The organism is Lelliottia sp. F153, from assembly GCF_002870005.1.
Classification (GTDB): domain Bacteria; phylum Pseudomonadota; class Gammaproteobacteria; order Enterobacterales; family Enterobacteriaceae; genus Enterobacter; species Enterobacter nimipressuralis.
This window is the reverse complement of record NZ_PKFT01000001.1, coordinates 1,367,232-1,393,312: the sequence shown is the minus strand read 5'-3', so window position 1 is coordinate 1,393,312 and position 26,081 is coordinate 1,367,232. Positions and strand designations below refer to the sequence as shown.

The following is a 26,081-nucleotide window of genomic DNA, read 5'->3' as shown; positions in this document are numbered from 1 at the left end:
GCGCGATGAAATTCAGAGAGTGGAAAAAAGGGTGTGCGCTGGGGCTGTTGCTCGCCGCAGGACCCGCCGCTGCCGATGATGTGGCGCTGGTGGACGGCGAGTATGGCCTGCTGCAGGTCTACGGTGCGTTAACCGAGAGCGCCTGTCGGCTGGCGATGGAGTCGGCGTGGCAGGAGATCGACATGGGCACTACCGCCACCGGTGAGCTGAAAAAGCCGGGTGACCAGGGGACGCCCGTACGAGTGGCGATCCGGCTCGAAGATTGTCTCCCTTCGCCCGCGACTATTCGCGACGCCTGGAGCGGGAATTTGCTCTGGAGCCGCGATCAGCCTTCCGTCACCGTCAGCTTTGTGGCACCGGGTGAGGTCTTGAATCCCGGTCTGGTGCGCGTGTCCGGCACCAGCGGGGTGGCGCTGCGCCTGACCGATCGCGATCACCGTGATGTGCGTCTGGGAAGCGAAGGGCAGCCGCTGCTGCTTGAGCCTGGCGGCAACACGCTCTTCTACTATATCGCGCCGGAACGTACCGCTGCTCCGCTGGTGGCGGGTGCGTGGAATGCGCTAATCCACTTCAGGCTTAACTATGACTAGTTTCTTTGTCCGCTTGCTGTCAGGCGCATCCGGGCTACTGCTGACGACCGCCTGTTTTGCCGCCCTGACGGTGAATGTGACCGGGGTGATCGTCGAGGGCGTCTGTGAAATTAATAACGGCGAAACCATTCACGTCGACTTCGGCAATAACCTGCAGTCGAAGCAGATCGATGGCGAGCATTTTATGCAGAACATTGATTACACACTGGCCTGCGAGGATCTGAATTCCAACGATCTGGAGATGCAGTTCGAGGGCACCGCGACGTCGTTTAGCGATGATTATCTCGCCACCGACCGCGAGGGGCTGGGTATCAAGCTGTATATGAACGGTGAGTCGATGCCGCTCAATACCTGGATGCCGTTCACCTGGCCGGAAGTACCGGTCTTGCAGGCCGCGCCTGTCAAAAGCGATGCGACCGAGGTGGAAACCGGCGTCTTTACCGCCTCCGCCACCCTGAAAATTCAGTACCAGTAAGGGATATTCTGATGAAACGATTGATGTACGCCATGATATTGCTGGGAGGGCTGGCCACGAGCCAGAATGCTTCGGCGTCGATCTGGACCTGGATTGATACGCTGGAAACCTGCACCATCGCGACCTATTGCTACGACTACACGTTTACCATTTCCGACTGGGATGAGGAGGATTCCACCCCCAATCCCTGCTATGGCTTAACGGCATGTACGATTTTTATAGGCCATCGGCATAACGCAGCTGGCACCTCTGGACTTAACACGCCCCGTTCGTGGGGGTCTGGGAACTATCCGTTTTTATTAACGGCAGAGACGATGGGAGATCTCGGAAAAGAGTTGAAAACGGTCTTTGCGTTGCCTTTCACGTCCACCACGCGGCACAACGGGACGACGGTAGCGACCGAAGAGTGCGTCGGGATCTTTTATGCGGCCGGGAAAGAGCTGGGCAGCAACGCCTCGGAAATTAACTCTTCGACGTTTCAAGATTATCCGTTAATGCCAAACAGTATTTGCGGCGCCGCTCCTGCACCGAGTGGTTCCTGTGATTTCGATCAGGATGTGCTGACCCTCGATCACGGCACGCTGAGTCGTAAGGAGCTGGAGGGCCATGAGGTGAGCGAAAATGTGAGCATCAGCTGCACGACCTCGCAAACGCTGAAACTCTATATTTACTCCGCCGACAAAGTGGATCTGCGCGATGACGGCAGCCTCTATTCTGAGCTTTATATGAACGACAACGTGCTTGGAACATCGGGCTTTACGCTGGATGTCGAAGCGCGGGACAACGTTACGGTGAAGTCGGTGCTGCGCACCAACGGTACGCCGGAAGCGGGCGAGTTTTCTGGCTCAACGATCATGCTGATCACGGTGGAATGATGAACATACCTGAATCCTCTTTGAACAGCGTCGATCTCTATTGCGCCCTGATGATGGGGGAGATCGTCCCTTATTATCAGCCGGTGATTGATGCCCGTACTCAGACCCTTCACGGGCTGGAAGTGCTCATGCGCTGGGCTCTCGCCGATGTGGACGCAACGCCCGTGGCGCTGATCAGCGCCTTTGAAGAAAATGGGCTGCTGTCGGAAATGACCCAGCACCTGCTGCGCCAGGTGGCCGACGATATTAACGAGCTGGATGCGCTGCTGCCGGAGGGATTACATCTGTCATTTAACGCAAGCCCTGCGCAGGTCGCAAAACCGGGCTTTGTTTTCGACACCCTTTCGTTTCTTGCCGCGCTGCCGCTGGAGAAATATCGGCTGGTCGTGGAAGTGACCGAAGCGCAGCCCCTGGCAAATACACCGGAAGTGGCGGGGACCATTCTGAAATTACAGCTTGCGGACGTTGCGGTCTATTTTGACGATTTTGGAACCGGTTGTGCGAATCTGAATTGTATTGAGCAATTCAATGTCGATGGATTAAAAATCGACCGTTTATTTGTCGAGGGATTATCGCAAGGAAAGTGCTCCGCGACGATTATTTCCCTGATTGCCGGACTTGCGCAGTCACAAAATCTCGCACTCATTGCCGAAGGCGTGGAGACACCAGGACAATCTCAGGCGCTTTGTGAAATGGGGATTCAGATCCAACAGGGTTATCTATTTTCAAATGCATTGAGTAAAGCGCAATTACAACAATATCTTGCGGCCTGAATGGTATATTTCCATCAAAAAAATGTGGTTTATTTGTTTGACTGAATTTCAGGTATTTTGTCACCCCTATTCATATACGCTAAAATGGTTATTGGCATTATCGCCATAAAAAGTGTGGATTAATATTGGAGCTGGTGACAGTGCTATGCATTTTATAATAAACAAAAAAGTCTCTTTTAAGGTGGCAGAGAGGACGATATCGGATGATAAAGATCAGCATTTGCTTTCCAATCCGGCGTGTCGGCTTTTACTGGTGTTGTTGGAGAATAATAATAAGCTCATGACGCGAGAGAACCTCTTGCAGAAGGTATGGGGAGATTTTGGATTGACGCCTTCGAGCAATAGTCTGAACAATAATGTCAGCATACTGCGTAAAATTTTTTCAGAATTCGATATTCATGATGTGCTGAAAACAATCCCCAAGCAGGGGTTTACGCTGATGATTGACGATCTGCAATTCAATGAGAAATCACGTGACTATATGGTGATGCAGGCCATCTCCCAGCCAGATAACGAGCCGGGTGTCAATAAGAGCTGGCTGATAGGCGCAGCCGCCACACTTTCCATGATTATTGCCGTGGTGGTGGCGCTGTATTTTAATTTTTTTGGAAAACGAGATGAGGTCATTTTTTATAAACAAGTGAATGAGTGCAAAATATACTATTTCAACGGCGTCAACGTGAATCGTGTCGAGCGCTATTTCGCGGATGGCAAGGGGGCAACGTTATTACAGAAATGCGCTACGCCACATAACATTTATTACGATGACAGCAAGCTCCATGAAAAAACGGATCTTCTCGAAATCATTGTCGCAAAATGCACGCTGGATGTGAAAGGGGCGCTGGGTGAATGTAAAAACTTCGTCACGACTAAAGGTGATTAGTCTCGTCGCTGTTCTTATCCTGTTGTTTGTGGGTGCGCTGCTCTATGTGCCGCAGAGCGAAAGCGATCTCGATTGTACCGCCGATATCAATCTGAATATGGATGATGGCGAACAAAAACTGGATGCCAGAATTCATCTCGCGGTCCATTTTGTTCCCGATGCTCGCAGTTATATTACCGAGTATGGCGTGGTGAATTACGGTGATCAACGCTACATCGTCGACCGTTATGTGCGGCTACGTTATTCCGATGACAGTAACCATGCTTTTGTTGAATTCCAGCGCGAGGGAATTGATAAAAATAGTTCCGAAACGCTGCCTGAGGTTCTGTCTCAAAAATTAACGTCGGCGCAAAAAGTCTTTTTCTTTAAAGTAAGGAAATTACACAACGAAATCTGGAGTATTAGTGATTTACGGCGAACCGTATTGGTGTGCTCTGAAACGGAATAACTCTGTCTCTACGTAGTTTTCGTTGATAATTGCCTGTTCTGACCCTTTAAATATAAAGGGTCAGCGTTCCCCTGTGCTTTTTTTACTGAATAGCTTGATGGTGTAATTGAATGTCTTCAATTGTTTTAATAACAAAAGATAACTATTTGTACGATGGGATTAAGCAATTCCTGCCGCTTCGTCATTGGCAGGAGCTTATTTCTGCGAAAGAACACGCGCGTGAATGTGCAGTATTAATTGATAGTCGGGTCCCGTTACGTTTTCTGGAAAACGCTTATTTATGGCTGTCTGCCACATTCGATAAAACCAAGGCATTAGTCCTGCAAATGGAGAATGAAACCTGTCAGGCGTCGCCGACACTCAGACGGCATCGGGCCGTCGACATGCGATCCTCCTGCGAGAAAGTGGCATTGGACATCCTGACTGAACTGGAAACGTTTTCGTCTGATAAATGGCAGCGTAAGATTTACGTTGAAATTAATGAGCTTGAGAGAACCCTCATCACGAGTTTACTGGCCGGGGTGTGTATTGGGGAGATCGCCGAAATGCTGAATTGCTCGCAAAAACAGGTCTATAAATTGCGCGACAAAATGAGCCATCGATTGAATGCCAAACACTTCTATAGCGTTTGCCAGTATGTGTTTCGTCACGACCTGCTAACCCGGCAGTATATTCTGCCCAACACCTGGCTGCGCGGCTGAGGTGAGTTATCTCTTTTTTCACTTTGCTTTGCACTTCTTTATCTAAAAACTGTTAGGAATTACAGATTCTTTTTTATTCCTTTATCAAAATTCCCGCGCCAGAAATACTGCTCCCATAACAAGAGAGGGGAACAGACATTATGGCAATTTCATCGCGTATAACATTACTCGGCGCACTGGCGCTGTGGGCATTTCAGGCGCAGGCGGTCGATGTGACCGTCGCGTATCAAACCTCCGCTGAACCGGCGAAAGTCGCGCAGGCGGACAACACCTTCGCCAAAGAGAGTGGGGCAAAGGTCGACTGGCGCAAGTTCGACAGCGGCGCGAGCATCGTGCGGGCGCTGGCGTCGGGCGATGTGCAGATCGGTAATCTCGGCTCAAGCCCGCTCGCCGTGGCGGCCAGCCAGCAGGTGCCGATTGAAGTGTTTCTTTTGGCCTCGCAGCTCGGCAATTCCGAAGCGCTGGTGGTGAAGAAAAATATCACTAAGCCCGAAGATCTGATCGGTAAACGCATCGCGGTGCCGTTTATCTCAACCACCCACTACAGCCTGCTGGCGGCCCTGAAACACTGGGGGATCAAGCCGGGTCAGGTGCAGATTCTGAACCTGCAGCCGCCGGCAATTATCGCCGCATGGCAGCGCGGGGATATTGACGGGGCCTATGTCTGGGCACCGGCAGTCAACGAACTGGAAAAAGACGGCACCGTGCTGACCGACTCGGAAAAAGTGGGTCAGTGGGGCGCGCCGACCCTGGACGTCTGGGTGGTGCGCAAGGATTTCGCCGAGAAACATCCTGAGGTGGTGAAAGCCTTCGCCAAGAGTGCCATCGACGCCCAACAGCCCTATATCGAAAATCCGGATGAGTGGCTGAAACAGCCTGCCAATCTGGAAAAACTCTCGCGCCTGAGCGGAGTACCTGAATCCGACGTGCCGGGGCTGGTGAAGGGCAACACCTATCTGACGCCTGCGCAACAGGTGCAGCAGCTGTCCGGGCCGGTGAATAAAGCGATTGTCGATACCGCCGGGTTCCTGAAAGAGCAGGGCAAAGTGCCTGCGGTAGCGGCGGATTACAGCCAGTTCGTGACCGATCGTTTTGTGAAGTAACGGGAGGCCGTGATGCTGCAAATTACAAACCTGTCCGCCAGCTACGGCGGGAAACCTGCGCTGGACGATATCAATCTGACGCTGGATAGCGGTGAGCTGCTGGTGGTGCTTGGGCCATCCGGCTGCGGGAAAACCACGCTGCTCAATCTGATCGCCGGGTTTGTTCCGTATCAGCACGGCACCATTCACCTGGAAGGTAAACGTGTGGAAGGCCCCGGCGCCGAGCGCGGCGTGGTCTTTCAGAGCGAAGGGCTTCTGCCCTGGCGCAACGTGCAGGAGAACGTGGCCTTCGGTCTGCAATTAGCGGGAGCCGAGCGTGCCGGGCGTCTTGAGACGGCGCGCCAGATGCTGAAAAAAGTGGGGCTGGAAGGGGCGGAAAAACGCTTTATCTGGCAGCTCTCGGGCGGCCAGCGTCAGCGTGTCGGTATTGCCCGTGCGCTGGCAGCCAATCCGCAGCTGTTGCTGTTGGATGAGCCTTTTGGCGCGCTGGATGCTTTCACCCGCGAGCAGATGCAAACCCTGCTGCTGCGCCTGTGGCACGAAACGGGTAAGCAGGTGCTGCTGATTACGCATGATATCGAAGAGGCGGTGTTTATGGCCACCGAACTGGTGCTGCTGTCACCGGGACCGGGCCGCGTGCTGGAGCGTCTGCCGCTGGACTTTGCCCGCCGCTACGTGGCAGGGGAACCGGTGCGCAGCATCAAATCCGATCCGCACTTTATTGCTCAGCGCGAATACGTGTTGAGCCGTGTATTTGAGCAGCGGGAGGCGTTCTCATGAGCATTGTTTTTAGCGAAAAACGGGCAGGAAAACGTTTCACCCTCCGCTGGCCGTTTTCACGTCAGATCACCCTGAGCGCAGGCACCTTGCTGGTGTTGCTGGCGATATGGTGGGCGGTGGCGGCGCAGCAGTGGGTTAGCCCGCTGTTTCTGCCCCCGCCGGGTCAGGTGTTGACGAAATTGGTCTCCATCGCCGGTCCGCAAGGCTTTATGGATGCGACCTTATGGCAGCATCTGGCGGCGAGCCTGGGCCGCATTCTGGTGGCGTTGCTGGCGGCGGTGATCGTCGGTATTCCGGTGGGGATTGCGATGGGGCTAAGCCCGACCGTGCGCGGGATCCTCGATCCGCTGATTGAGCTTTATCGGCCGGTGCCGCCGCTGGCCTATCTGCCGCTGATGGTGATCTGGTTTGGTATCGGTGAGACCTCAAAGATCCTGCTGATCTATCTGGCCATTTTTGCCCCCGTCGTCATGTCGGCGCTGGCGGGGGTGAAGAGCGCCCAGCAGGTGCGGATCCGCGCGGCGCAGTCTCTGGGAGCCAGTCGCGCGCAGGTGCTGTGGTTTGTGATTTTACCCGGCGCGCTGCCGGAGATTTTAACCGGTTTGCGCATTGGTTTAGGCGTGGGCTGGTCGACGCTGGTGGCGGCAGAGCTGATTGCCGCAACGCGCGGGCTTGGCTTTATGGTGCAGTCGGCAGGCGAATTTCTGGCGACGGATGTGGTGCTGGCAGGGATCGCGGTCATTGCCGTGATTGCCTTTAGTTTAGAACTGGGGCTGCGCGCGTTACAGCGTCGCCTGACGCCCTGGCATGGAGAGATACAATGAGTGAACGTCTGACCATTACCCCGCTGGGACCCTATATCGGCGCGCAGATTTCGGGCCTCGACGTGACGCGCCCCCTGAGTGATAACCAGTTTGAGCAGCTGTACCACGCGGTACTGCGCCATCAGGTGGTCTTTCTGCGCGAGCAGGCGGTGACGCCGCAGCAGCAACGCGCCCTGGCACTCCGTTTTGGCGATCTCCATATTCACCCGGTCTATCCGCACGCGGAAGGGGTGGAAGAAATTATCGTGCTGGATACCCATAACGATAATCCGCCGGATAACGACAACTGGCACACAGACGTCACGTTTATCGAAACGCCGCCCGCCGGGGCGATTCTGGCGGCCAAGCTGCTGCCGGAAACCGGGGGCGATACTTTATGGACCAGCGGGATTGCCGCCTTTGAGGCGCTGTCGGCGCCGCTGAAACAGCTGCTGAGCGGTTTGCGGGCGGAGCACGATTTCAAGAAATCGTTCCAGGAATATAAGTACCGCAAAACGGAAGAGGAGCATCAGCGCTGGCAGGAGGCGGTCGCAAAACATCCGCCGCTGCTGCATCCGGTGGTGCGCACGCATCCGGTCACGGGCAAGCAGGCGCTGTTTGTGAACGAAGGCTTTACCACCCGAATTGTGGATCTGAGCGAGAAAGAGAGCGAGGCGCTGTTAGGGTTCCTGTTTGCGCATGTGACGAAGCCGGAGTTCCAGGTGCGCTGGCGCTGGCAGCAAAACGATCTGGCGATCTGGGATAACCGTGTGACACAGCATTACGCCAATGCCGATTATCTGCCGCAGCGCAGGATAATGCAGCGGGCGACGATATTGGGCGATAAGCCATTTTATCGCGCGTCGTGATGGTATCGGGTGGCGCAACGCTTGCCCGCCCTGCGTTTTACTGGCCGGGTAGAGGAAGACCGCCACCCGGCAAAAAAGTTAAAGATGTGCCTCAATATACCGCTGATACCGGTTCGCCTTCAGATAGCATAAATCCACCAGCACCAGCCCATCCACACAGTTGTTGAACGCCGGATCGCTGCCGAAATCGATAAACTGCACGCCGCCTGGCTCGCACAGTTCGGAATACTGTTTGTAGAGCGGGGGAATACCGCAGCCCAGATTCCCGAGCAGCGACTTAAGCTTTGTTAAATCCTCAATGTAATTCACGCCACCAAACTGCGCCAGTACATCAGGCAATGATGCCGGATAGGGCTGGCGGGAGGCGGCCAAGGGGTGACTGGCCGGGAACCACAGACGGTAAAAAGCCACCAGCAGATCGCGCGCGGCAGGAGGCAAACCACCGGAGATGGACACCGGGCCGAACAGATAGCGATATTGCGGGTAACGCGCCAGATAAGCGCCAATCCCTGACCACAGATAGTCCAGTCCACGGCGGCCCCAGTAGCGCGGCTGAATAAAGCTGCGGCCAAGCTCGATGCCGTGCTCCAGCACATCCTGCATTTTGTCGTCGTAATGAAACAGGCTGTAGCTGTAAAGACCCTCCAGCCCGCGATGCGCAAGCTGTTTTGCGGTGGGGATAAAGCGGTAGGCGCCGACAATTTCCAGCTCTTCGTCATCCCACAGGATCAGATGCAGATAATCATCGTCGTAGCTGTCGGTGTCGCGACGCTTACCGCTGCCCTCGTCCACGGCGCGAAAAGCGATCTCACGTAAACGCCCCAGTTCTCGCAGCAGGGGCGCGTCTTCTTGTCCGTTGCGTTGCCACAGATAAATCCCTTTCCCATCGGCGGTTTTACCTAGGCATTCAGCCAGCGCCAACTCGCGTTTTAGCGTGGCCCGATCTTCCGGGCGGGCGATAGCGCACTGGGTTTTGAACCTCCCCGGCAATCCCTTGCCAAGACGCATCACGTGCTGGCGGCATTGCTCGGCCATGTCACGGGGTGAAAGGGTTGAACTGAACCAGTGGCTCCAGGCAATCTGCTGGCCGATTTTTATCGGTAAGGTGCTGTGGCGGCGGCGGAACATCTGCTGCATTAACAGCAGCAGCGAAAGCGTCGGTGAGATCAGCGTGGAGGCATAAAACAGCAAACTGTTATGTGCCTGAATATGAATGGGCAGCAGCGGCGCGCGCAGTTTGCTGGCCAGTTTGATGAAGCCAGAATGCCACTTTTTATCGCGGATACCCTTGCGGGTCGGACGTGAGACTTCGCCTGCCGGGAAAAAGATCAGCACGCCTGCGTTTTGCAGGTGGTTTTCCATCTGCACGAGCGACGATTTCGCCGTTTTGCCCCCCATGTTGTCCACCGGGATAAACAGCGAGCTGAGGGGGGCGAGGTGCGTCAGCATTCGGTTGGTGACCACTTTCACATCGCGACGTACGCGGGAAACCGCATACAGCAGCGCCAGACCATCCAGCGTGCCGGTAGGATGATTGGCAACAATAACCAGCGGGCCGTACTCGGGGATCTGTTCGAGGTCGCGTGCGCAGAGAGTGCAGAGAATATCCAGATGTTCCAGAATCTGCTCCACCATATCCAGCCCTTTCAGGTGGCGGTGTCGGGCGGCGAACTGCTGGAACTCGTCTTCGTAGAACAGCTTTTTTAACAGGCTTTTTTGCCAGGGGGCGGGCTTCGCCTGAGGCCAGAGATCGTCAAGAACGCTATCGAGACTGAACATGATGGTTTCTCCTGTCGTCTTGCCGAGACAGTAGAAGCACCCGATGTCGTTTGTATGGCAGTTTGATGAAGTTTCGTAGGGACAGGAACAGGCCGGGCAGGGCGAAGCCGCTACCCGGCACATGGGCGAATTAACGCAGGATTTTCTTCTCGGCCAGATCCAGCGCGAAGTAGCTGAAGATCAGATCTGCGCCCGCGCGTTTGATCGCACCCAGGCTTTCGAGGATCACTTTCTCTTCATCGATCGCACCCGCTTGCGCGGCAAATTTGATCATCGCGTATTCGCCGCTCACCTGGTAGGCACCCAGCGGCAGCTCGGTACGCTCGCGGATGTCGCGCAGGATATCCAGGTAAGCCCCGGCTGGTTTTACCATCAGGCAATCGGCACCCTGGGCTTCGTCCAGCAGAGACTCGCGGATCGCTTCGCGGCGGTTGAGTGGGTTCATCTGATAGGTTTTGCGATCGCCCTTCAGCGCAGTGCCAGCCGCTTCGCGGAACGGGCCGTAGAAGGAAGAGGCGAATTTGGTGGAGTAGGACATGATTGCGGTATCGGTGAATCCAGCCGCGTCCAGCGCCTGGCGAATCGCCTGCACCTGACCGTCCATTGCCGCTGAAGGCGCAATGAAATCCGCGCCGGCTGCGGCAGCAACGACGGCCTGTTTGCCGAGGTTAATCAGGGTGGCATCGTTATCCACACCGTGATCGCACAGCACACCGCAGTGGCCGTGAGAGGTGTATTCGCAGAAACAGGTGTCGGACATGACGATCATTTCCGGCACGGCCTCTTTGCAGATACGTGACATGCGCGCCACAAGACCGTTTTCCTTCAGCGCATCGCTGCCGGTGGCGTCCGTGTGGTGCGAGATCCCGAAGGTCATCACCGAGCGGATGCCCGCGTTGGCAATGCGCTCAATTTCACGCGCCAGGTGTTTCTCCGGAATGCGCATAACGCCCGGCATGGCGTCGATGGCTTTGTAGTCATCGATCTCTTCTTCAACAAAAATCGGCAACACCAGATCGTTCAAACTGAGTGTTGTCTCTTCAAACATAGCGCGCAGCGCGGGGGATTTGCGCAGGCGACGGGGACGTGCAATTAAATCGGTCATGGGATGCCTGATGTCTGTAGAACAATAGCGCATATTGTACCTGAAATGACCGTTCGCTGTTTTACGAAAGTGGTGGTTTTGTTAGAAAAGCGGTGAGAAGTGCAGGGAAAAATGTTGCCAGCAGAGCAAGGGCATCCGGTTATTCTCTATTTGAAAGTAAACTCAGCAAAGCCTTTAATTTATTCATGATATTTCTTAGTGCTGTCATTCCTATTTTCCTGACATATTTCATTGGGCGTAAATATATTAATTAATATGGGTGAAAACGCGTGTAATTCATTGTGTTTATGACGTTTTGATAATTTCTTATTTATATCTGCAGAACTCTTTTTGTTATTTGTCTGGATACGGACTTAATGGAATCATTCATTGAACCTTTTTGAAGTGAGGTCGCATAATTCCCACCGCACGATATTTAGTTGCACTTGTGTTTTTACGGACAAACTTGCTTACGTCCCTGAGGAGGGATTGACTCAATGCAAACATGGAAAAAGAAACTCGCCGTATCTCAAATTGCATTAGCCTGCACGCTGGCTATCGCTTCTCAGGCTAATGCTAAGGACATTTCCGGTACAACATATAATACCTTCGGCTATGACAACACGGTCTCTACTCCCTGGTTTGATGGGTATGCAGACTGGGGATATTCAGACGCCAGCCACGATGGCGATATTTATCCTGTCATCAATAAATCCACCGTGAATGGCGTTATTTCCACGTACTATCTGGACGATGGTGTGGGTGGTCGTGCCAATGCGCTGAGCATTTCAAACAGCACCATCAATGGAATGATCACCTCTGAGTGCAAGTCTGACACCTGCGCAGAGGGATTAGATGCGGACGGTACAACACATTCTCAGTACGATCGTTTCAGCCTGACGGTAGATAATTCCACCATCAATGATACCTATGAGCATTATGCTTATGACGTTGTGAATGGTGATAAAACCGAAACCCATTATCTTGATACCTATGCCTCGGGTAATGCCATTACGCTGGACACTGAATCCGATATTGTTATCCAGAATAACTCCCACGTTGCGGGCATAACCCTGACTCAGGGTTATCAGCAGGTGGATAATACGCCTTATGATGACGTCGAAGGGGTAGCCAATAGCAACCATGTCTTTACGGATACGCTGGTGGTGAAAGATTCCGTACTGACTTCCGGTGCTTACAGCGATCTGGGGACCAACGGTTTTTATGGCCAAAGTGCGAAGCCGAGTGACTATGGCGAAACCAATGCCACAGCGGCGGACGATGCAGCGCTGATCGTTGCATCAAGCGGTGCAGACAACGCCATGCAGACTACCGCGACGTTTGATCACTCCACCGTTACAGGCGACATCCTGTTCTCCAGCACCTTCGATAACAACTTCTTTGAGAACGGCGATCCGGCGACGGATACGACAGACGATGGCGTCTATAACCCAACCACCAACGGCTGGGATGGCACCGATAAACTGGATGTGACCTTAACCAACGGCAGTAAGTGGGTCGGGGCAGCACAGTCCAGCGTTGAAGCTATCGGTACTGCACAGATGTACGGTCTGGGTTATACCGGCGTTGACTGGACCACGCTGTCACCAAATAGCATCTGGCCAGATTCTACCTTCGATACTCATTCCCATGTCGCCGGTGAAGAGATTTATCAGAGCGGCCTGTTTAACATCACTCTGGACAACGCGTCTGAATGGGACACGCGTAAGCTCTCCAACATCGACACGTTGGCGGTGAAAAACCAGTCACAGGTCAATGTTGAAAACTCTGGCCTGCTGGCTGACAGCATCACCCTCACCAACGGCTCATCACTGAATATTGGCGATAGCGGTGGCGTGGCAACAAACAGTCTCTATCTCGACAGCTACAGCCAGGCTGCGCTGACGGAAGAGACCGCTGAGCTGTATGCCAACACCATTACCGTGGATAACGGTGCGGAACTGGCGCTTGGTCTGGGTCAGGTTGATACGCACAACATGGTGCTGACGGATGGCGGTGTGCTGAACGTGGCGAGCCGTGACTACGTGCTGAATTCCGATCTGAACAACGCTCGTTACGTTACCAACGATAAGAGCAAAGCCGATTACGACTACGGCGTGGTTGCGCTGAACTCCGACGGTCACCTGGCGGTGAACGGCGAAGCCGCAGGTAACTACAAAGTGCGTATCGACAATGCGACGGGTGCAGGTTCCATTGCTGACTATAAAGGCAATGAAGTCATTCGTGTCTATGACAACAATGCAGACACACAAGCAACCTTCACCGCAGCCAACAAAGCCGATCTGGGCGCTTATACTTACCAGGCGCAGCAGCAGGGCGACAGCGTGGTGCTGCATCAGGAAGAGCTGACTGACTACGCGAACATGGCACTCAGCATTCCTTCTGCAAACACCAATATCTGGAATCTGGAGCAGGATGCCGTGGGTAACCGTCTGACCAACAGCCGTCATGGCCTGGCAGACAAAGGCGGCGCGTGGGTGAGCTACTTCGGTGGCAACTTCGACGGCGATAACGGCGAAATCAGCTACGATCAGGATGTTAACGGCGTAATGGTCGGTCTGGACACGCAGATTGACGGCAATAACGCCAAATGGATCCTGGGTGGTGCAGCAGGCTTCGCGAAAGGCGACGTGAGCGATCATTCTGGTCAGGTTGATCAGGATAGCCAGACGGCGATGATCTACTCATCAGCGTACTTTGCTAACAACGTCTTTATTGATAGCTCACTGAGCTATACCCGCTTCAATAACGATCTCTCTGCAACCATGAGCAACGGCCAGTATGTGGACGGTAACACCACTACGGATGCCTGGGGCTTCGGTCTGAAACTGGGCTACGACTGGAAACCAAATACTTCTGGTTATGTCACGCCGTACGCCGCTGTGTCTGGGCTATTCCAGTCGGGCGACGATTATCAGCTGAGCAACGACATGCGTATGGACGGTCAGTCCTACGACAGCATGCGTTATGAAGCAGGTATCGATGCGGGCTATACCTTCAACTACGGTGGCGAGCAGGCACTGACTCCGCACTTCACGCTGGCATACGTTTATGACGATGCAAGCAACGATGCGGATATCAACGGCGACAGCATCGACAACGGCGTGAAAGGGTCTGCTGTGCGTGTTGGCCTGGGCACTCAGTTCAGCTTCACCAAAAACTTCAGCACCTATACGGAAGCTAATTACCTTGGTGGCGGTGATGTTGACCAAAACTGGGGCGCAAACCTGGGTGTGAAATACACCTGGTAATGCCTGAATCGCGGGGAGATTCCTCTCCCCGCGTTTTTAACTATAACGACAATAATGAAACAGCACCGATAAGTAAGGATAGCTTGAGGTCTGTATGAATCCTGATGCGAAACCCCTTTCTGAATTTAAACGGCTCGAGCAATGTCTGAAAGCCGAGAGCACACCCTTTAAAGCCTCTGCGCATAATATTATTTACCATGAATGCTTCGATAAAGAACAACATACCTTTGTCATACAGACGGGAATAGTGGCAATCCATCGTCGGCCCGACGATCTTCTCCTCGGAATAGTGACGACCCCTTTCATTCTTGGCCTCACGGCGGGAATGATGGAACATCAGCAGGAATATACGATGGTGGCACACTCATCCTGCAGCGGTTTTTATCTTCCGGCCGCCACTGCCCGTCAACTTATTCAGCAATCTCATCTTTGGCATGACGCATTTTGCTGGCTGTCATGGATAAACCGAATATTAGAAAAGCGGGATATGCAGCTGGTCGGAAATAACTCCTACAGCCAGATTCGTGCCATGCTACTGGATATGGCGGAATGGGATGAAACACTGCGTTCTAAAATTGGTGTGATGAATCATATTCAGCGCAGTACGCGTATTTCGCGTTCCGTTGTGGCGGAGGTGTTGTCGGCTTTACGCCAGGGGAATTATATTAATATGAACCGGGGCAAACTGGTTAGCATCAACCGTTTGCCCGCGGAATATTAATTCGATCAGGATGCGGGAACGACCTGGGCTTTATTTCCGCTCAGTTCGGCCACCAGATTATTGATCCCATCACTCATATTGATAAACCGGGTATTTGGCGAGCGGGTGACCACCACGAACGCACCGACATTTGACTGCGGAATCATCGCCATATAGGTGATGAATCCGCCGCCGCCGCCCGTTTTTTGAATAATACCCGGACGTCCATCTTTTGGAGCCATATAGACCCAGCCCATGCCCAGCGCATCGGCTTTGCCTGGGACATCCATCCCAATCACGCGATGAAGCTGATTGCGTTTATAAATCAGGGTCTGCATGCGATCGGCCTGATTGCTGCGGGCGTAGAAATCGGACGAGAGGAACTGCTGCATCCAGCGCATCATATCGCCGGGCGTGGAGTAAACCCCGCCGCTGCCGATCGCTGCCAGAGTGTTATTACACGGGCTTGCCCCTTTCTCCGCCACCATCAGGCGCTTGCACTGATCGGGAGACGGCGTAAAGGTGGTGTCTTTCATCCCCAAAGGCCGTGTGATCTGCTCTTCAAACAGCTGGGTATAAGGTTTTCCCGATGCCGTCGCCAGCGCATCGGCCAGCAGATCGAACGCCAGATTCGAATAGGCGGCCTGAGCACCAGGCGCGGATTTCAGCGTGGCGTTTGTCAGGTAGGTCCAGCGCTGTTCGCGCGTCGGCCAGACGAAAACAGGGCGATGCGCCGCGCCGCCGGGCTGTTCACGCGGCAGGGCGCTGGTGTGCGTCGCCAGATTCACCAGCGTAATCGGTGTCCCCTGATAAGAAGGCACGCGCGACCCAGGTGGTGCGTATTTGCTTAAGGGATCGTTGAGTTTGACCACGCCCTGATCGAGCAACTTCACCAGCATTTCGCTGGTCATTAGCTTGGTCAAAGAGGCAATGCGAATGACCGAATCAAGCTGTGGACGGACATTGCTGCCAGGACGCGTTTCACCAAAACTGCGAAACACACGCTGATTGCCATCAATCACGACCAGCGCCATACCCGTTGCGCCACTGCCGTAATAGATAAGATTGGCGTAGCGGTCCGCGATATCAGAAGCGAAAACAGGTGCCGTCAGCGGCTGGGCAGCCTGGACAGACGTTAGGCTCACCGCACACAGCGCGGCGAAGGAAAGCAGACAACGTTTCAACGAAAAGCATCCATGAAGTGAATGAAAGAAGTAATGCGTATTTATACTACTAAACGGCCCGGTGCAAAGGGCCGAATTGCATAACGATAGCGGGAAAAACGTAACCACGGGTAAATAAGAACAATTTCGTTGCAATCAGTCTCCTGTTTTGTGACATCGGGCTTATGATAGGGGCTGGTATGACTCAATTCTTCGGAGACGGTGATGGCTGATAAACGTGTGGTGATGGTGGTCGATATGCAGCAGGGCGTGTTTGCGACGCCTCGTATTCAACGCGAACAATGCGTTTCGCGAATCAATCAGCTTACGCACGCCGCCGATACGGTAATATTTATTCAGCACATTGAAGCAGGTGGACTGGAGGAGGGGAGCGAAGGTTTTGCGTTGCTGCCTGAACTGCATCAGCCAGCGGGGGCGTTTTATGTCACCAAAACCGCCTGCGATGCGTTCTATCGCACTCAGCTCGAAGCATTGTTAACAGAACACGGTATTCAGCAGTTCGTCATCTGCGGGTGTGCAACCGACTACTGCGTGGACACCACCCTCAAAAATGGCGTGAGCCGTGGCTATCACATCACAGTGGCGGAAGATGCGCATACCACCGCACATCGCCCGGCGGCCGAGGCGCAGGTGCTGATTAAGCACTATAACGAGGTCTGGGGCACCCTTAGCGCACCGGGTAATGCGCCCACCGTGAAACTCACCGAAACAATTCTTGCCGGGTGGCAGGCGAACTAACCTATAAACCACAGGTCTATTTTTTCTGCATGCGCCGGTGAGCGGCGCGTGGCGGGTTTTTCGTGTGGTATTTTGTTGAACACAGCAACGCCATAACAACAAGAAGGAAGCACCATGTTTAAGTCTTTTTTCCCAAAGCCGGGACCCTTTTTTCTCTCGGCGTTTATTTGGGCGCTGATCGCCGTCATTTTCTGGCAGGCGGGCGGCGGTGCGTGGATTGAGCGCATAACCGGCGCAACGGGCGATGTGCCTATCAGCGCGGCGCGCTTCTGGTCCCTCAGCTATCTGCTGTTTTACGCCTACTATGCGCTGTGCGTAGGGCTGTTTGCCCTGTTCTGGTTCAGCTATGCGCCGCATCGCTGGCAGTATTGGTCGATTCTCGGCACCGCGCTTATCATCTTTGTCACCTGGTTTTTGGTGGAGGTCGGCGTTGCGGTCAACGCCTGGTATGCGCCGTTCTACGATCTGATTCAGACCGCGCTCAGCTCCCCGCACAAAGTCACCATCAATCAGTTCTACCATGAAGTCGGGATTTTCCTCGGCATCGCGCTGATCGCCGTTATTATCGGTGTCATGAATAACTTCTTCGTCAGCCACTACGTCTTTCGCTGGCGTACCGCGATGAACGAACACTATATGGCGCACTGGCAGCAGCTGCGTCATATTGAGGGTGCCGCGCAGCGTGTGCAGGAAGATACGATGCGTTTCGCCTCCACGCTGGAAGATATGGGCGTGAGCTTTATCAACGCCATCATGACCCTCATCGCGTTTCTGCCGGTGCTCGTTACGCTCTCCGCGCACGTTCCGGAGCTGCCGATTGTCGGCCATCTGCCTTATGGCCTTGTGATTGCGGCTATCGTCTGGTCGCTGATGGGGACCGGGCTGCTGGCGGCGGTGGGGATAAAACTGCCGGGGCTGGAGTTCAAAAACCAGCGCGTGGAAGCCGCCTACCGTAAAGAGCTGGTCTACGGGGAAGACGACCCCGAACGCGCCTCGCCGCCGACCGTTCGCGAGCTGTTTGGCGCGGTGCGTCGCAACTACTTCCGCCTCTATTTCCACTACATGTATTTCAACATCGCCCGCATCTTATATCTGCAGGTTGATAACGTTTTCGGTTTGTTCCTGCTGTTCCCGTCGATTGTGGCAGGTACGATTACGCTCGGTCTGATGACTCAGATCACCAACGTTTTCGGTCAGGTTCGCGGTTCGTTCCAGTATTTGATTGCATCATGGACTACGCTGGTTGAGCTGATGTCGATCTATAAGCGTCTGCGCAGTTTCGAACGCGAGCTGGACGACCAGAACTTGCAGGAAGTGACCAACACATTAGGTTAAAACAGGGAGTTGCTATGCCATTTGCCGTACCACGCGCGTTACCCTTATCACTGCTGGCCGCTCTCGTGCTGGCCGGATGCGCTGACAAAGGTGCCGCGCCGCTGAAAAAGGGCGAAAAGCCTGTTGATGTGGCAAGCGTGGTGCGTCAGAAGATGCCCGCCAGCGTCAAGGATCGCGACGACTGGGCAATCGTGCTGGCGAAAACCTTCGAGAGCCAGAAGATTGCCCCGACCGAGGAGAATATCTGCTCGGTGCTGGCGGTGGCGCAGCAAGAGTCCATGTACCAGTCCGATCCGGCGGTGCCTGGGCTTAACAAAATTGCCTGGAAGGAGATAGACCGCCGGGCAGAAAAAATGCACATCCCGGTTTTTCTCGTCCATACGGCGCTCAAAATCACCTCGCCTAACGGCAAAAGCTACAGCGAGCGGCTGGATACGGTGAAAACCGAGAAACAGCTGAGCGCCATTTTCGATGATTTTATCGATATGGTGCCGATGGGGCAGAAGCTGTTTGGCTCGCTCAATCCGGTGCACACGGGCGGTCCGATGCAGGTCAGCATCGACTTTGCTGAGAAACATACCCGCGGCTATCCGTGGGAAATCGACGGCACGGTGCGCCAGGAGGTGTTTTCTCTGCGCGGTGGGCTGTGGTTCGGCACTTACCATCTCCTGAATTATCCCGCCAACTACAGCGCCCCGCTGTATCGTTTTGCTGATTTCAACGCGGGCTGGTATGCCAGCCGTAACGCCGCTTTCCAGAATGCGGTAAACCGCGCGACGGGCGCGAAGCTGGCACTGGATGGCGATCTGATTGCTTACGGCAGCAGCGAAGCGGGCACAACCGAGCAGGCGGTGCGCAAACTGGCGATCAAACTGGATATGAGCAACAGCGAGATCCGCCGTCAGCTGGAGAAAGGGGACAGCCTGGCGTTTGAGAAAACGGATCTTTATCAGCAGGTGTTTAAGCTGGCGGAGCAAAAGAGTGGCAACGCGTTGCCGAGAGAAGTCTTGCCGGGCATTCAGCTTGAAAGCCCGAAGATCACGCGCAATCTCACCACGGCGTGGTTCGCGAAACGCGTCGACGATCGTCGGGCTCGCTGTATGTCACTGAACTAAACGTCAGTGATGACGGCGCCAGCGCAGCACCAGGGCTATCACACCAAGGATGGCACAGCCTGCGAGGAACGGAATCAATCCGAAGATGGTGCTGACACCCAAACCAATTTCGACATGCGGTCGGCCCGTGTCCTGGACCTGCATCAGGTGTTCATAAACGCCCGGTGCATGCACCAGCATATTCAGAAGCTGTGACCCCGCCCAGAAACAGAACAGTACAAACAGGGCATAGGCGATGTTACCGGACGTGGAGGTTCTCGGTTTTCTGCCACCAAAAATCGGCTTCGCCAGTGTAAAGTCTGCCATAAAAACCTCCCCCTATTTCATTCTGGCAATGTGCCAGTCATACAAGGTGAGTCTGACAGGTCATAGCATTTGTCAATATCAGAATCGTGGTAATTTGGGCCAGGGAATGCTCCTGGTTTAGCAATTTATGTCTTACATCACATTTTGCTGACTTAAGTTAAATTGCGACGCATTTAAGATTTTCCGCATCCGCCACAGACCGCATAAGAAAACTGTGAGAGGATATCTTTTTATTCTGCCGGAGTTGCCATGAAGCTGTCTGCCAAACTACGCCGTGACTGGCATTATTACGCCTTTGCGATTGGCCTGATTTTTATTCTTAACGGTGTTGTTGGGCTGCTGGGATTTGAAGCGAAAGGCTGGCAAACCTATGCGGTAGGGCTGGTGACCTGGGTGATCAGTTTCTGGCTGGCGGGCTTTATTATCCGCCGTCGACCTGAAGAGCCGACGACGGAAACGGTCGAGAGCGCCGAAAAAGCAGATTAACCGTTTACGGAGCTTTTCAGGGCGCTGTCAGCGGCATGACGCTCCAGCGCCAGTTCGATCAGTCGGGTGATCAAATCCGGATAACTGATACCGCTCGCCTGCCACAGTTTCGGGTACATGCTGATATTGGTAAACCCTGGCAGCGTATTGATTTCATTGATGATCACGTCATTCTCTGCCGTCAGGAACACGTCAACGCGCGCCATTCCGCCGCAGCCGAGTGCCTGATAGGCTTCAATCGCGATCGCGCGGATCTTGTCATTGATTTCCGGATCCAGTACCGCCGGGACCACTACCTGCGCCCCTTTATCATCGATGTATTTGGTGTCGTAGGAGTAGAAATCACTGTTCAGCACCACTTCGCCACAGGTACTGGCTTGCGGGAAATCATTGCCCAGTACCGCGCACTCGATCTCGCGGCCTTTAATCCCTTGCTCAACCACCACTTTGTGGTCAAATTCAAACGCCAGACGCACGGCTTCGGTGAACTGTGCTTCGCTGGTCACTTTGCTAACGCCAACGGAAGAGCCCTGGTTCGCCGGTTTTACGAAGAGCGGCAGGCCGAGCTGAGAAGTGATTTGGGCAAAGGTGTAGCGCTGGCGATTGGCACGCGTGAGCGTCACAAACGGCGCGATGTTCAGCCCGGCGTCACGCAGCAGGCGTTTGGTCACGTCTTTATCCATGCAAGCTGCAGAACCAAGGACATCGGAGCCGACGAACGGCAGGTTCGCCATACGCAGCATCCCTTGCAGGGAACCGTCTTCGCCCAGGGTGCCGTGTACAATCGGGAAAACCACGTCAATCTGCGACAGCGCTTGCGCATTCCCCGCGTTAATCAGTTGGCCCTGCACGACGCCCGGGACGGTTGCAACGCTGATCTCTGATGGATTCAGCGCGATATGCGCCGGATCGTCTGCGTTCAGCAGATACTGACTGGCATCGTTGACGTGCCACTGGCCTTGCTTATCAATACCCAGCAGTACGACATCAAAACGGCTTTTATCAATCGCATCAACGATATTTTTGGCCGACTGCAGCGACACTTCGTGTTCTGCCGATTTTCCCCCAAAAACAATTCCTACCCGCTGCTTCGCCATCTTCACTTTCTTCCAGTCTGACTCATCAAAGGCCATAACATACCACGATGTTCTGTGGGTTTCGCCGCCTTCTGCCATAATGTTTTGAGCTATTCACGAGGAGGGATTGTGCGAGGGCAAAGTGTGCTGGTCTGTCTGATTGTGGTGGGCGCGGCGGTGATGGGCTATCGCTGGCTGCCGTCATATTACAATCCCTTTACCCCGCTTTCGCTCGACGATCCGCCGGGGAAAATCAGCCAGTTTAAGCTGCGTCGCCTGACGCCCGAAGCCTGTGTCAGTCTGCTGGAGCAGGCCAATCAAAAACAGCTCATCCAGACCCAGGCGCTGGCGGACAGCGCCGGAGAGTGCCCGCTCAACGGCGTCGTACGGGTGCGCAGTTTCGGCCCGGTCTCCCTGAGCAGCAGCTTTATCGCCAGCTGCCCGCTGGCCCTGAGTTCCGCGCTGTTTATCCATCAAAAGGCCCGGCCGCTCACTCAGACGATGATGGGCAGCCCGTTGACGCACGTAGAGCATCTCGGCAGCTTTGCCTGTCGCAATATCTATAACCGGCCTGATGCGCGTCGCAGCGAACATGCCAGCGCCGAAGCGCTCGATATCAGCGCGTTTCAGCTGGCAGACGGCGAGCGGGTGACGGTGCTGCGCGGCTGGCGCAACGACAAAACACAGCCCTGGCTGCGCGCGATGCTGAGCGCCAGCTGCGATTACTACGGTAACGGGCTTGGGCCGGAGTATAACGCGGCGCACGCCAACCATTTTCACCTCGGAATGCGCGGTTTTGGCCTCTGTCGTTAAAGCATAATTCACCACCAAAAAGTGGATGATTTGTGACTTGTTTCACAAATATGATGACTGGGGAGATAAAACACCAAAGTTGTCGCTGCCGCACCTCTGGCGCTACGTGATGTAGCGCAACTTGCTAATCTGTCGGCGAATTCGCCTAAAAATGAAGAGTTTGCCTGTTATGGAATCCTGGAAAGTCAACCTTATATCGGTCTGGTTTGGCTGTTTTTTCACCGGTCTTGCGATCAGCCAGATTTTGCCCTTCCTGCCGCTGTATGTCTCCCAGCTCGGCGTGTCGTCCCACGAAGCGCTGTCGATGTGGTCGGGTCTGACCTTCAGTATTACTTTCCTGGTTTCCGCCATTGTCTCGCCCATGTGGGGCAGCCTTGCGGATCGCAAAGGGCGCAAGCTGATGCTCCTTCGCGCCTCGCTGGGGATGGCGATCGCAATCCTGCTTCAGGCCTATGCCACTAACGTCTGGCAGCTCTTTCTCCTGCGCGGCCTGATGGGGCTGACGTCCGGTTATATTCCTAACGCGATGGCGCTGGTGGCGTCGCAGGTTCCGCGCGAGCGCAGCGGCTGGGCGATCAGCACACTCTCGACCGCGCAAATCAGCGGCGTTATTGGCGGTCCGCTGATGGGCGGTTTTCTGGCTGACCACGTCGGCTTGCGCGCGGTGTTTTTCATCACCGCGATGCTGCTGATGGTGAGTTTTCTGGTGACCTTGTTCCTCATTAAAGAGGGCGTACGCCCGACGGTCAGCAAAGCCGATCGCCTGAGCGGTAAAGCGGTTTTTGCCACGCTGCCATACCCCGGCCTGATGATCAGCCTCTTTGTGACAACGCTGGTGATTCAGCTCTGCAACGGTTCGATCGGGCCGATTCTGGCGCTGTTTATCAAATCCATGGCGCCGGACAGCAACAATATTGCGTTCCTGAGCGGGATGATCGCCGCCGTGCCAGGCGTTTCCGCGCTGATCTCTGCCCCACGACTGGGTAAGCTCGGGGATCGTATCGGTACGGCGCGGATATTAATGGCGACCCTGATTATCGCCGTGGTGCTGTTTTTCGCGATGTCCTTCGTCACCTCGCCGTTCCAGCTCGGCGTGCTGCGCTTCCTGCTCGGATTTGCCGATGGGGCGATGCTGCCAGCGGTACAAACCCTTCTGGTGAAATACTCAAGCGATCAGGTCACCGGACGCATCTTTGGTTATAACCAGTCATTTATGTATCTGGGGAATGTCGCAGGCCCGTTAATGGGCGCGACCGTTTCCGCGATGGCCGGATTCCGCTGGGTATTTGCCGCTACGGCAGTGGTGGTGTTACTGAACGTTATCCAACTCGCGATAGCATTACGCCGTCGCCGTCAGAAAATGGCGAATATCGCGACGTAAAGAAGATATATTATGTATTAATCCACAACAGGCGCTGTTATCAAAAATAATGGCGCCTGCTTTCTACTATTTTGCTGCCACGCAATCAGTTTTTATAATAGCAAAACGTTTCGCTGACGATAAATCATCGTTATTTGCGACATAGCGTGTTTTTTCATAAAGATAATACTTTTCGCCTCTTTGCAATAATCAACCGTAATGATACCGTCAGCAAAAACCTGATAAGGAAATAGCACGATGAAAAATCTCATTGCAGAGTTGCTGGTTAAGCTTGCCCAAAAGGAAGAAGAGTCAAAAGAACTGGTTGCCCAGGTTGAAGCGTTAGAAATCGTCGTCACGGCCCTTTTACGGCAAATGGCACAGACCGATCAGCAGGCGCTGATCCGAAGTATCGAGGGCGCGCTGGAGGATGCCAGGCCCGACTCTCAAGTGCCGATTCAGGATAGCGAAATGCTACAGCAATACGTAAAAAAGCTGTTGCGGCATCCTCGTAGTTAATCTGTCACAGAATCTAAAAACCTGTCATAGCATTGTCATAAGTTGTGCCTATAGTCGCTCTGTTTATTTTTATGTATTTGTACATGGAGAAATAAAGTGAAACAGAGCGCACTTTTCATCGCATTACTGCCTTTATTATTTACCCCTGCCATTTATGCCGACACTACGAATACCCAGGTGCTGGATAATCGCGCGGCTCAGGGAGATATCACGCAGCCGGGCGGCGCACGCCGTCTGTCAGAAGATCAAACCGAAGCGCTGCGTGCATCGCTAAATGATAAACCGGCTAAAAATATTATTTTGCTGATTGGTGATGGGATGGGCGATTCCGAAATCACCGCAGCGCGAAATTATGCCGAAGGGGCCGGCGGCTTTTTTAAAGGTATTGACGCATTGCCGTTGACCGGACAATACACCCACTACGCGCTGGATAAAAAAACCGGTAAGCCTGATTACGTGACCGACTCGGCGGCCTCCGCCACGGCGTGGACCACGGGCGTAAAAACCTATAACGGCGCGCTGGGCGTCGATATTCACGAAAAGGATCACCAGACCATTCTGGAGATGGCGAAGGCGGCTGGCCTTGCGACAGGTAACGTCTCAACGGCTGAACTGCAGGATGCAACGCCTGCGGCGCTGGTGGCGCATGTGACGTCGCGTAAATGCTACGGCCCGTCCGTGACCAGCGAAAAATGCCCGACCAATGCGCTGGAAAAGGGTGGCAAAGGCTCCATCACCGAACAGCTGCTGAATGTCCGCGCCGATGTGACGCTGGGCGGTGGGGCGAAAACGTTCGCGGAAACCGCGACGGCCGGGGAGTGGCAGGGCAAAACTCTTCGTGAACAGGCGCAGGCGCGGGGTTATCAGCTGGTGAGCGATGCCGCTTCACTGGCGGCGATCACCGAAGCGGGCCAGGACAAGCCGCTGCTCGGCCTGTTCTCAGACGGCAACATGCCGGTGCGCTGGGAAGGGCCAAAAGCCTCTTACCACGGCAACATCGACAAACTGGCTGTGACCTGCACGCCAAACCCGAAACGCGATGACAGCGTTCCGACGCTGGCACAGATGACCGACAAAGCCATCGCTTTGCTGAGCAAGGGGGAGAAGGGCTTCTTCCTGCAGGTTGAAGGCGCGTCGATTGATAAACAGGATCATGCGGCAAATCCGTGCGGTCAGATTGGCGAAACCGTCGATCTTGATGAAGCCGTGCAGAAAGCGCTGGCGTTCGCGAAGAAAGATGGCAACACCCTCGTGGTAGTGACCGCTGACCATGCGCACGCCAGCCAGATCGTGGCACCCGATACCAAAGCGCCTGGCCTGACTCAGGCGCTGAACACCAAAGACGGTGCGGTAATGGTGATGAGCTATGGCAACTCCGAAGGCGATTCCATGGAACATACCGGCACACAGCTGCGCATCGCGGCGTATGGCCCGCACGCGGCAAATGTGGTCGGGCTGACGGATCAAACGGATCTGTTCTACACCATGAAAGCCGCTCTTGGCCTGAAATAAAGCGATCGCCCGGCGGAAATCCCCTTCCGTCGGGTGGTATTTTTCCCGCCACGAACCAGACTTACTGTGAACCTTCACAAAAGGATGGTGTTATGAAACTGACTCTTACTGTAACCCTGCTCTCTTCTCTGCTCCTGATGTCTGTGGCGTCCGCCGCCGAAAAAACGCTCACTCCGCAGCAGCAACGGATGACCACCTGTAATCAACAGGCGACAGCCCAGACGCTGAAAGGCGATGCGCGTAAAACGTACATGAGCGATTGCCTGAAAAACAGTTCGTCGAAACCGGGCGAAAAGAGCCTCACGCCGCAGCAACAAAAGATGCGCGAATGTAACGGCCTGGCGACGCAGCAATCCCTGAAAGGGGAAGACCGCAGTAAATTTATGAGCGCCTGCCTGAAGAAATCCGCGTAGTCCTAACGGGTGAGCGGTGCCAGCGGCTCACCCGAAATTTCATACTTTCCCCACAACACCCGTCTCTATAATTTGGGAAATGTTTCAGA

The 26,081-nt window shown here is 54.3% G+C and carries 27 protein-coding genes; 22 read left to right on the top strand and 5 right to left on the bottom strand.

The features are described 5' to 3' along the window. Nucleotides 1-5: 5 nt before the first annotated feature. The 11 genes from F153LOC_RS06635 (at nt 6) to tauD (ending at nt 8,300) form a co-directional block, all read left to right on the top strand. The gene (locus tag F153LOC_RS06635; protein WP_102104415.1) at nt 6-590 is read left to right on the top strand and encodes a fimbrial protein; all 585 of its coding nucleotides are present in this window, start codon (nt 6-8) and stop codon (nt 588-590) included. Further along, entirely contained in the window at nt 583-1,065 is a 483-nt protein-coding gene (locus F153LOC_RS06630; RefSeq protein ID WP_102104342.1) for a fimbrial protein, read from the top strand. The genes F153LOC_RS06635 and F153LOC_RS06630 overlap by 8 nt, the downstream gene beginning before the upstream one ends. 11 nt (nt 1,066-1,076) lie before the next feature. Continuing rightward, nucleotides 1,077-1,940, top strand: coding sequence for a hypothetical protein (locus F153LOC_RS06625; RefSeq protein ID WP_102104341.1), 864 nt, complete (start codon nt 1,077-1,079; stop codon nt 1,938-1,940). 50 nt (nt 1,941-1,990) lie between these two features. Next, on the top strand, nt 1,991-2,713 hold the full coding sequence (locus tag F153LOC_RS06620) for a cyclic diguanylate phosphodiesterase (RefSeq protein ID WP_233210356.1): 723 nt from the start codon (nt 1,991-1,993) through the stop codon (nt 2,711-2,713). Nucleotides 2,714-2,858: 145 nt separating this feature from the next. Further along, nucleotides 2,859-3,596 (top strand): winged helix-turn-helix domain-containing protein, encoded by a 738-nt coding sequence (locus F153LOC_RS06615; RefSeq protein WP_102104339.1) that lies wholly within the window; start codon nt 2,859-2,861, stop codon nt 3,594-3,596. Then, the gene (locus F153LOC_RS06610; RefSeq protein WP_231276382.1) at nt 3,589-4,044 is read left to right on the top strand and encodes a hypothetical protein; all 456 of its coding nucleotides are present in this window, start codon (nt 3,589-3,591) and stop codon (nt 4,042-4,044) included. Before F153LOC_RS06615 ends, F153LOC_RS06610 begins: the two co-directional genes overlap by 8 nt. Nucleotides 4,045-4,154: 110 nt before the next feature. Beyond that, nucleotides 4,155-4,745: a hypothetical protein gene (locus F153LOC_RS06605; protein ID WP_100777472.1), complete on the top strand. Its 591-nt coding sequence runs from the start codon at nt 4,155-4,157 to the stop codon at nt 4,743-4,745. 140 nt (nt 4,746-4,885) lie between these two features. Further along, nucleotides 4,886-5,848: a taurine ABC transporter substrate-binding protein gene (gene tauA / locus F153LOC_RS06600; protein WP_095280932.1), complete on the top strand. Its 963-nt coding sequence runs from the start codon at nt 4,886-4,888 to the stop codon at nt 5,846-5,848. A gap of 12 nt (nt 5,849-5,860) precedes the next feature. Continuing rightward, the gene (tauB, locus tag F153LOC_RS06595) at nt 5,861-6,628 is read left to right on the top strand and encodes a taurine ABC transporter ATP-binding subunit (protein ID WP_102104338.1); all 768 of its coding nucleotides are present in this window, start codon (nt 5,861-5,863) and stop codon (nt 6,626-6,628) included. Beyond that, nucleotides 6,625-7,452 (top strand): taurine ABC transporter permease TauC, encoded by an 828-nt coding sequence (tauC, locus tag F153LOC_RS06590; RefSeq protein ID WP_102104337.1) that lies wholly within the window; start codon nt 6,625-6,627, stop codon nt 7,450-7,452. Before tauB ends, tauC begins: the two co-directional genes overlap by 4 nt. Further along, complete coding sequence (gene tauD, locus F153LOC_RS06585) at nt 7,449-8,300, top strand: taurine dioxygenase (protein ID WP_100777469.1); 852 nt, start codon at nt 7,449-7,451, stop codon at nt 8,298-8,300. The genes tauC and tauD overlap by 4 nt, the downstream gene beginning before the upstream one ends. A gap of 78 nt (nt 8,301-8,378) precedes the next feature. Here the strand turns inward: tauD and F153LOC_RS06580 are convergent, their stop codons facing one another. Then, nucleotides 8,379-10,079: a lysophospholipid acyltransferase family protein gene (locus tag F153LOC_RS06580; RefSeq protein ID WP_102104336.1), complete on the bottom strand. Its 1,701-nt coding sequence runs from the start codon at nt 10,077-10,079 to the stop codon at nt 8,379-8,381. 130 nt (nt 10,080-10,209) lie between these two features. Further along, on the bottom strand, nt 10,210-11,184 hold the full coding sequence (gene hemB, locus F153LOC_RS06575) for a porphobilinogen synthase (RefSeq protein ID WP_100777467.1): 975 nt from the start codon (nt 11,182-11,184) through the stop codon (nt 10,210-10,212). 476 nt (nt 11,185-11,660) lie between these two features. On the opposite strand from hemB, the gene F153LOC_RS06570 reads away from it, so the two are divergent. Both F153LOC_RS06570 and F153LOC_RS06565 read left to right on the top strand, forming a co-directional pair. Further along, complete coding sequence (locus F153LOC_RS06570) at nt 11,661-14,435, top strand: autotransporter outer membrane beta-barrel domain-containing protein (protein WP_102104335.1); 2,775 nt, start codon at nt 11,661-11,663, stop codon at nt 14,433-14,435. A 94-nt stretch (nt 14,436-14,529) separates the two neighbouring features. Beyond that, nucleotides 14,530-15,156 carry a helix-turn-helix domain-containing protein gene (locus F153LOC_RS06565; RefSeq protein ID WP_102104334.1) on the top strand — a complete coding sequence of 209 codons (627 nt, stop codon included), beginning with the start codon at nt 14,530-14,532 and terminating at the stop codon, nt 15,154-15,156. Nucleotides 15,157-15,161: 5 nt separating this feature from the next. On the opposite strand, the gene ampH is transcribed toward F153LOC_RS06565, so the two are convergent. Next, the gene (gene ampH / locus F153LOC_RS06560; RefSeq protein ID WP_102104333.1) at nt 15,162-16,319 is read right to left on the bottom strand and encodes a D-alanyl-D-alanine-carboxypeptidase/endopeptidase AmpH; all 1,158 of its coding nucleotides are present in this window, start codon (nt 16,317-16,319) and stop codon (nt 15,162-15,164) included. Between the two features lie 204 nt (nt 16,320-16,523). On the opposite strand from ampH, the gene F153LOC_RS06555 reads away from it, so the two are divergent. The 3 genes from F153LOC_RS06555 (at nt 16,524) to F153LOC_RS06545 (ending at nt 19,507) form a co-directional block, all read left to right on the top strand. Further along, on the top strand, nt 16,524-17,057 hold the full coding sequence (locus F153LOC_RS06555; protein ID WP_102104332.1) for an isochorismatase family protein: 534 nt from the start codon (nt 16,524-16,526) through the stop codon (nt 17,055-17,057). Between the two features lie 114 nt (nt 17,058-17,171). Then, on the top strand, nt 17,172-18,392 hold the full coding sequence (gene sbmA, locus F153LOC_RS06550) for a peptide antibiotic transporter SbmA (RefSeq protein WP_102104331.1): 1,221 nt from the start codon (nt 17,172-17,174) through the stop codon (nt 18,390-18,392). A gap of 14 nt (nt 18,393-18,406) precedes the next feature. Further along, a complete protein-coding gene (locus tag F153LOC_RS06545; RefSeq protein ID WP_102104330.1) occupies nt 18,407-19,507 on the top strand; it encodes a DUF1615 domain-containing protein in 1,101 nt (366 codons plus the stop codon). Between the two features lie 3 nt (nt 19,508-19,510). On the opposite strand, the gene F153LOC_RS06540 is transcribed toward F153LOC_RS06545, so the two are convergent. Continuing rightward, complete coding sequence (locus F153LOC_RS06540) at nt 19,511-19,813, bottom strand: DUF2755 family protein (protein ID WP_102104329.1); 303 nt, start codon at nt 19,811-19,813, stop codon at nt 19,511-19,513. Nucleotides 19,814-20,062: 249 nt separating this feature from the next. Between F153LOC_RS06540 and F153LOC_RS06535 the strand changes: the two genes are divergently transcribed. Then, complete coding sequence (locus F153LOC_RS06535) at nt 20,063-20,299, top strand: DUF2754 domain-containing protein (RefSeq protein ID WP_102104328.1); 237 nt, start codon at nt 20,063-20,065, stop codon at nt 20,297-20,299. Here the strand turns inward: F153LOC_RS06535 and ddlA are convergent. Next, nucleotides 20,296-21,396 carry a D-alanine--D-alanine ligase gene (ddlA, locus tag F153LOC_RS06530; RefSeq protein WP_102104414.1) on the bottom strand — a complete coding sequence of 367 codons (1,101 nt, stop codon included), beginning with the start codon at nt 21,394-21,396 and terminating at the stop codon, nt 20,296-20,298. The two genes, F153LOC_RS06535 and ddlA, sit on opposite strands and share 4 nt — an antisense overlap. Before the next feature lie 159 nt (nt 21,397-21,555). On the opposite strand from ddlA, the gene F153LOC_RS06525 reads away from it, so the two are divergent. The 5 genes from F153LOC_RS06525 (at nt 21,556) to psiF (ending at nt 25,992) form a co-directional block, all read left to right on the top strand. Then, nucleotides 21,556-22,188 carry an extensin family protein gene (locus F153LOC_RS06525; RefSeq protein WP_369804793.1) on the top strand — a complete coding sequence of 211 codons (633 nt, stop codon included), beginning with the start codon at nt 21,556-21,558 and terminating at the stop codon, nt 22,186-22,188. A gap of 169 nt (nt 22,189-22,357) precedes the next feature. Further along, a complete protein-coding gene (locus F153LOC_RS06520) occupies nt 22,358-23,569 on the top strand; it encodes a multidrug efflux MFS transporter (RefSeq protein WP_102104326.1) in 1,212 nt (403 codons plus the stop codon). A gap of 237 nt (nt 23,570-23,806) precedes the next feature. Next, the gene (iraP, locus tag F153LOC_RS06515; protein ID WP_100777456.1) at nt 23,807-24,067 is read left to right on the top strand and encodes an anti-adapter protein IraP; all 261 of its coding nucleotides are present in this window, start codon (nt 23,807-23,809) and stop codon (nt 24,065-24,067) included. A gap of 96 nt (nt 24,068-24,163) precedes the next feature. Then, on the top strand, nt 24,164-25,579 hold the full coding sequence (gene phoA, locus F153LOC_RS06510) for an alkaline phosphatase (protein ID WP_102104325.1): 1,416 nt from the start codon (nt 24,164-24,166) through the stop codon (nt 25,577-25,579). Nucleotides 25,580-25,671: 92 nt separating this feature from the next. Beyond that, on the top strand, nt 25,672-25,992 hold the full coding sequence (gene psiF / locus F153LOC_RS06505; RefSeq protein ID WP_102104324.1) for a phosphate starvation-inducible protein PsiF: 321 nt from the start codon (nt 25,672-25,674) through the stop codon (nt 25,990-25,992). Nucleotides 25,993-26,081: the final 89 nt, after the last annotated feature.

Bases quoted from the DNA above. Each gene is read 5' to 3' on its own strand.
- F153LOC_RS06635 (WP_102104415.1), top strand. From the start codon at position 6: ATGAAATTCAGAGAGTGGAAAAAAGGGTGTGCGCTGGGGCTGTTGCTC.
- F153LOC_RS06630 (WP_102104342.1), top strand. From the start codon at position 583: ATGACTAGTTTCTTTGTCCGCTTGCTGTCAGGCGCATCCGGGCTACTG.
- F153LOC_RS06625 (WP_102104341.1), top strand. From the start codon at position 1,077: ATGAAACGATTGATGTACGCCATGATATTGCTGGGAGGGCTGGCCACG.
- F153LOC_RS06620 (WP_233210356.1), top strand. From the start codon at position 1,991: ATGATGGGGGAGATCGTCCCTTATTATCAGCCGGTGATTGATGCCCGT.
- F153LOC_RS06615 (WP_102104339.1), top strand. From the start codon at position 2,859: ATGCATTTTATAATAAACAAAAAAGTCTCTTTTAAGGTGGCAGAGAGG.
- F153LOC_RS06605 (WP_100777472.1), top strand. From the start codon at position 4,155: ATGTCTTCAATTGTTTTAATAACAAAAGATAACTATTTGTACGATGGG.
- tauA (WP_095280932.1), top strand. From the start codon at position 4,886: ATGGCAATTTCATCGCGTATAACATTACTCGGCGCACTGGCGCTGTGG.
- tauB (WP_102104338.1), top strand. From the start codon at position 5,861: ATGCTGCAAATTACAAACCTGTCCGCCAGCTACGGCGGGAAACCTGCG.
- tauC (WP_102104337.1), top strand. From the start codon at position 6,625: ATGAGCATTGTTTTTAGCGAAAAACGGGCAGGAAAACGTTTCACCCTC.
- tauD (WP_100777469.1), top strand. From the start codon at position 7,449: ATGAGTGAACGTCTGACCATTACCCCGCTGGGACCCTATATCGGCGCG.
- F153LOC_RS06580 (WP_102104336.1), bottom strand. From the start codon at position 10,079: ATGTTCAGTCTCGATAGCGTTCTTGACGATCTCTGGCCTCAGGCGAAG.
- hemB (WP_100777467.1), bottom strand. From the start codon at position 11,184: ATGACCGATTTAATTGCACGTCCCCGTCGCCTGCGCAAATCCCCCGCG.
- F153LOC_RS06570 (WP_102104335.1), top strand. From the start codon at position 11,661: ATGCAAACATGGAAAAAGAAACTCGCCGTATCTCAAATTGCATTAGCC.
- F153LOC_RS06565 (WP_102104334.1), top strand. From the start codon at position 14,530: ATGAATCCTGATGCGAAACCCCTTTCTGAATTTAAACGGCTCGAGCAA.
- F153LOC_RS06555 (WP_102104332.1), top strand. From the start codon at position 16,524: ATGGCTGATAAACGTGTGGTGATGGTGGTCGATATGCAGCAGGGCGTG.
- sbmA (WP_102104331.1), top strand. From the start codon at position 17,172: ATGTTTAAGTCTTTTTTCCCAAAGCCGGGACCCTTTTTTCTCTCGGCG.
- F153LOC_RS06545 (WP_102104330.1), top strand. From the start codon at position 18,407: ATGCCATTTGCCGTACCACGCGCGTTACCCTTATCACTGCTGGCCGCT.
- F153LOC_RS06540 (WP_102104329.1), bottom strand. From the start codon at position 19,813: ATGGCAGACTTTACACTGGCGAAGCCGATTTTTGGTGGCAGAAAACCG.
- F153LOC_RS06535 (WP_102104328.1), top strand. From the start codon at position 20,063: ATGAAGCTGTCTGCCAAACTACGCCGTGACTGGCATTATTACGCCTTT.
- ddlA (WP_102104414.1), bottom strand. From the start codon at position 21,396: ATGGCGAAGCAGCGGGTAGGAATTGTTTTTGGGGGAAAATCGGCAGAA.
- F153LOC_RS06525 (WP_369804793.1), top strand. From the start codon at position 21,556: ATGGGCTATCGCTGGCTGCCGTCATATTACAATCCCTTTACCCCGCTT.
- F153LOC_RS06520 (WP_102104326.1), top strand. From the start codon at position 22,358: ATGGAATCCTGGAAAGTCAACCTTATATCGGTCTGGTTTGGCTGTTTT.
- iraP (WP_100777456.1), top strand. From the start codon at position 23,807: ATGAAAAATCTCATTGCAGAGTTGCTGGTTAAGCTTGCCCAAAAGGAA.
- psiF (WP_102104324.1), top strand. From the start codon at position 25,672: ATGAAACTGACTCTTACTGTAACCCTGCTCTCTTCTCTGCTCCTGATG.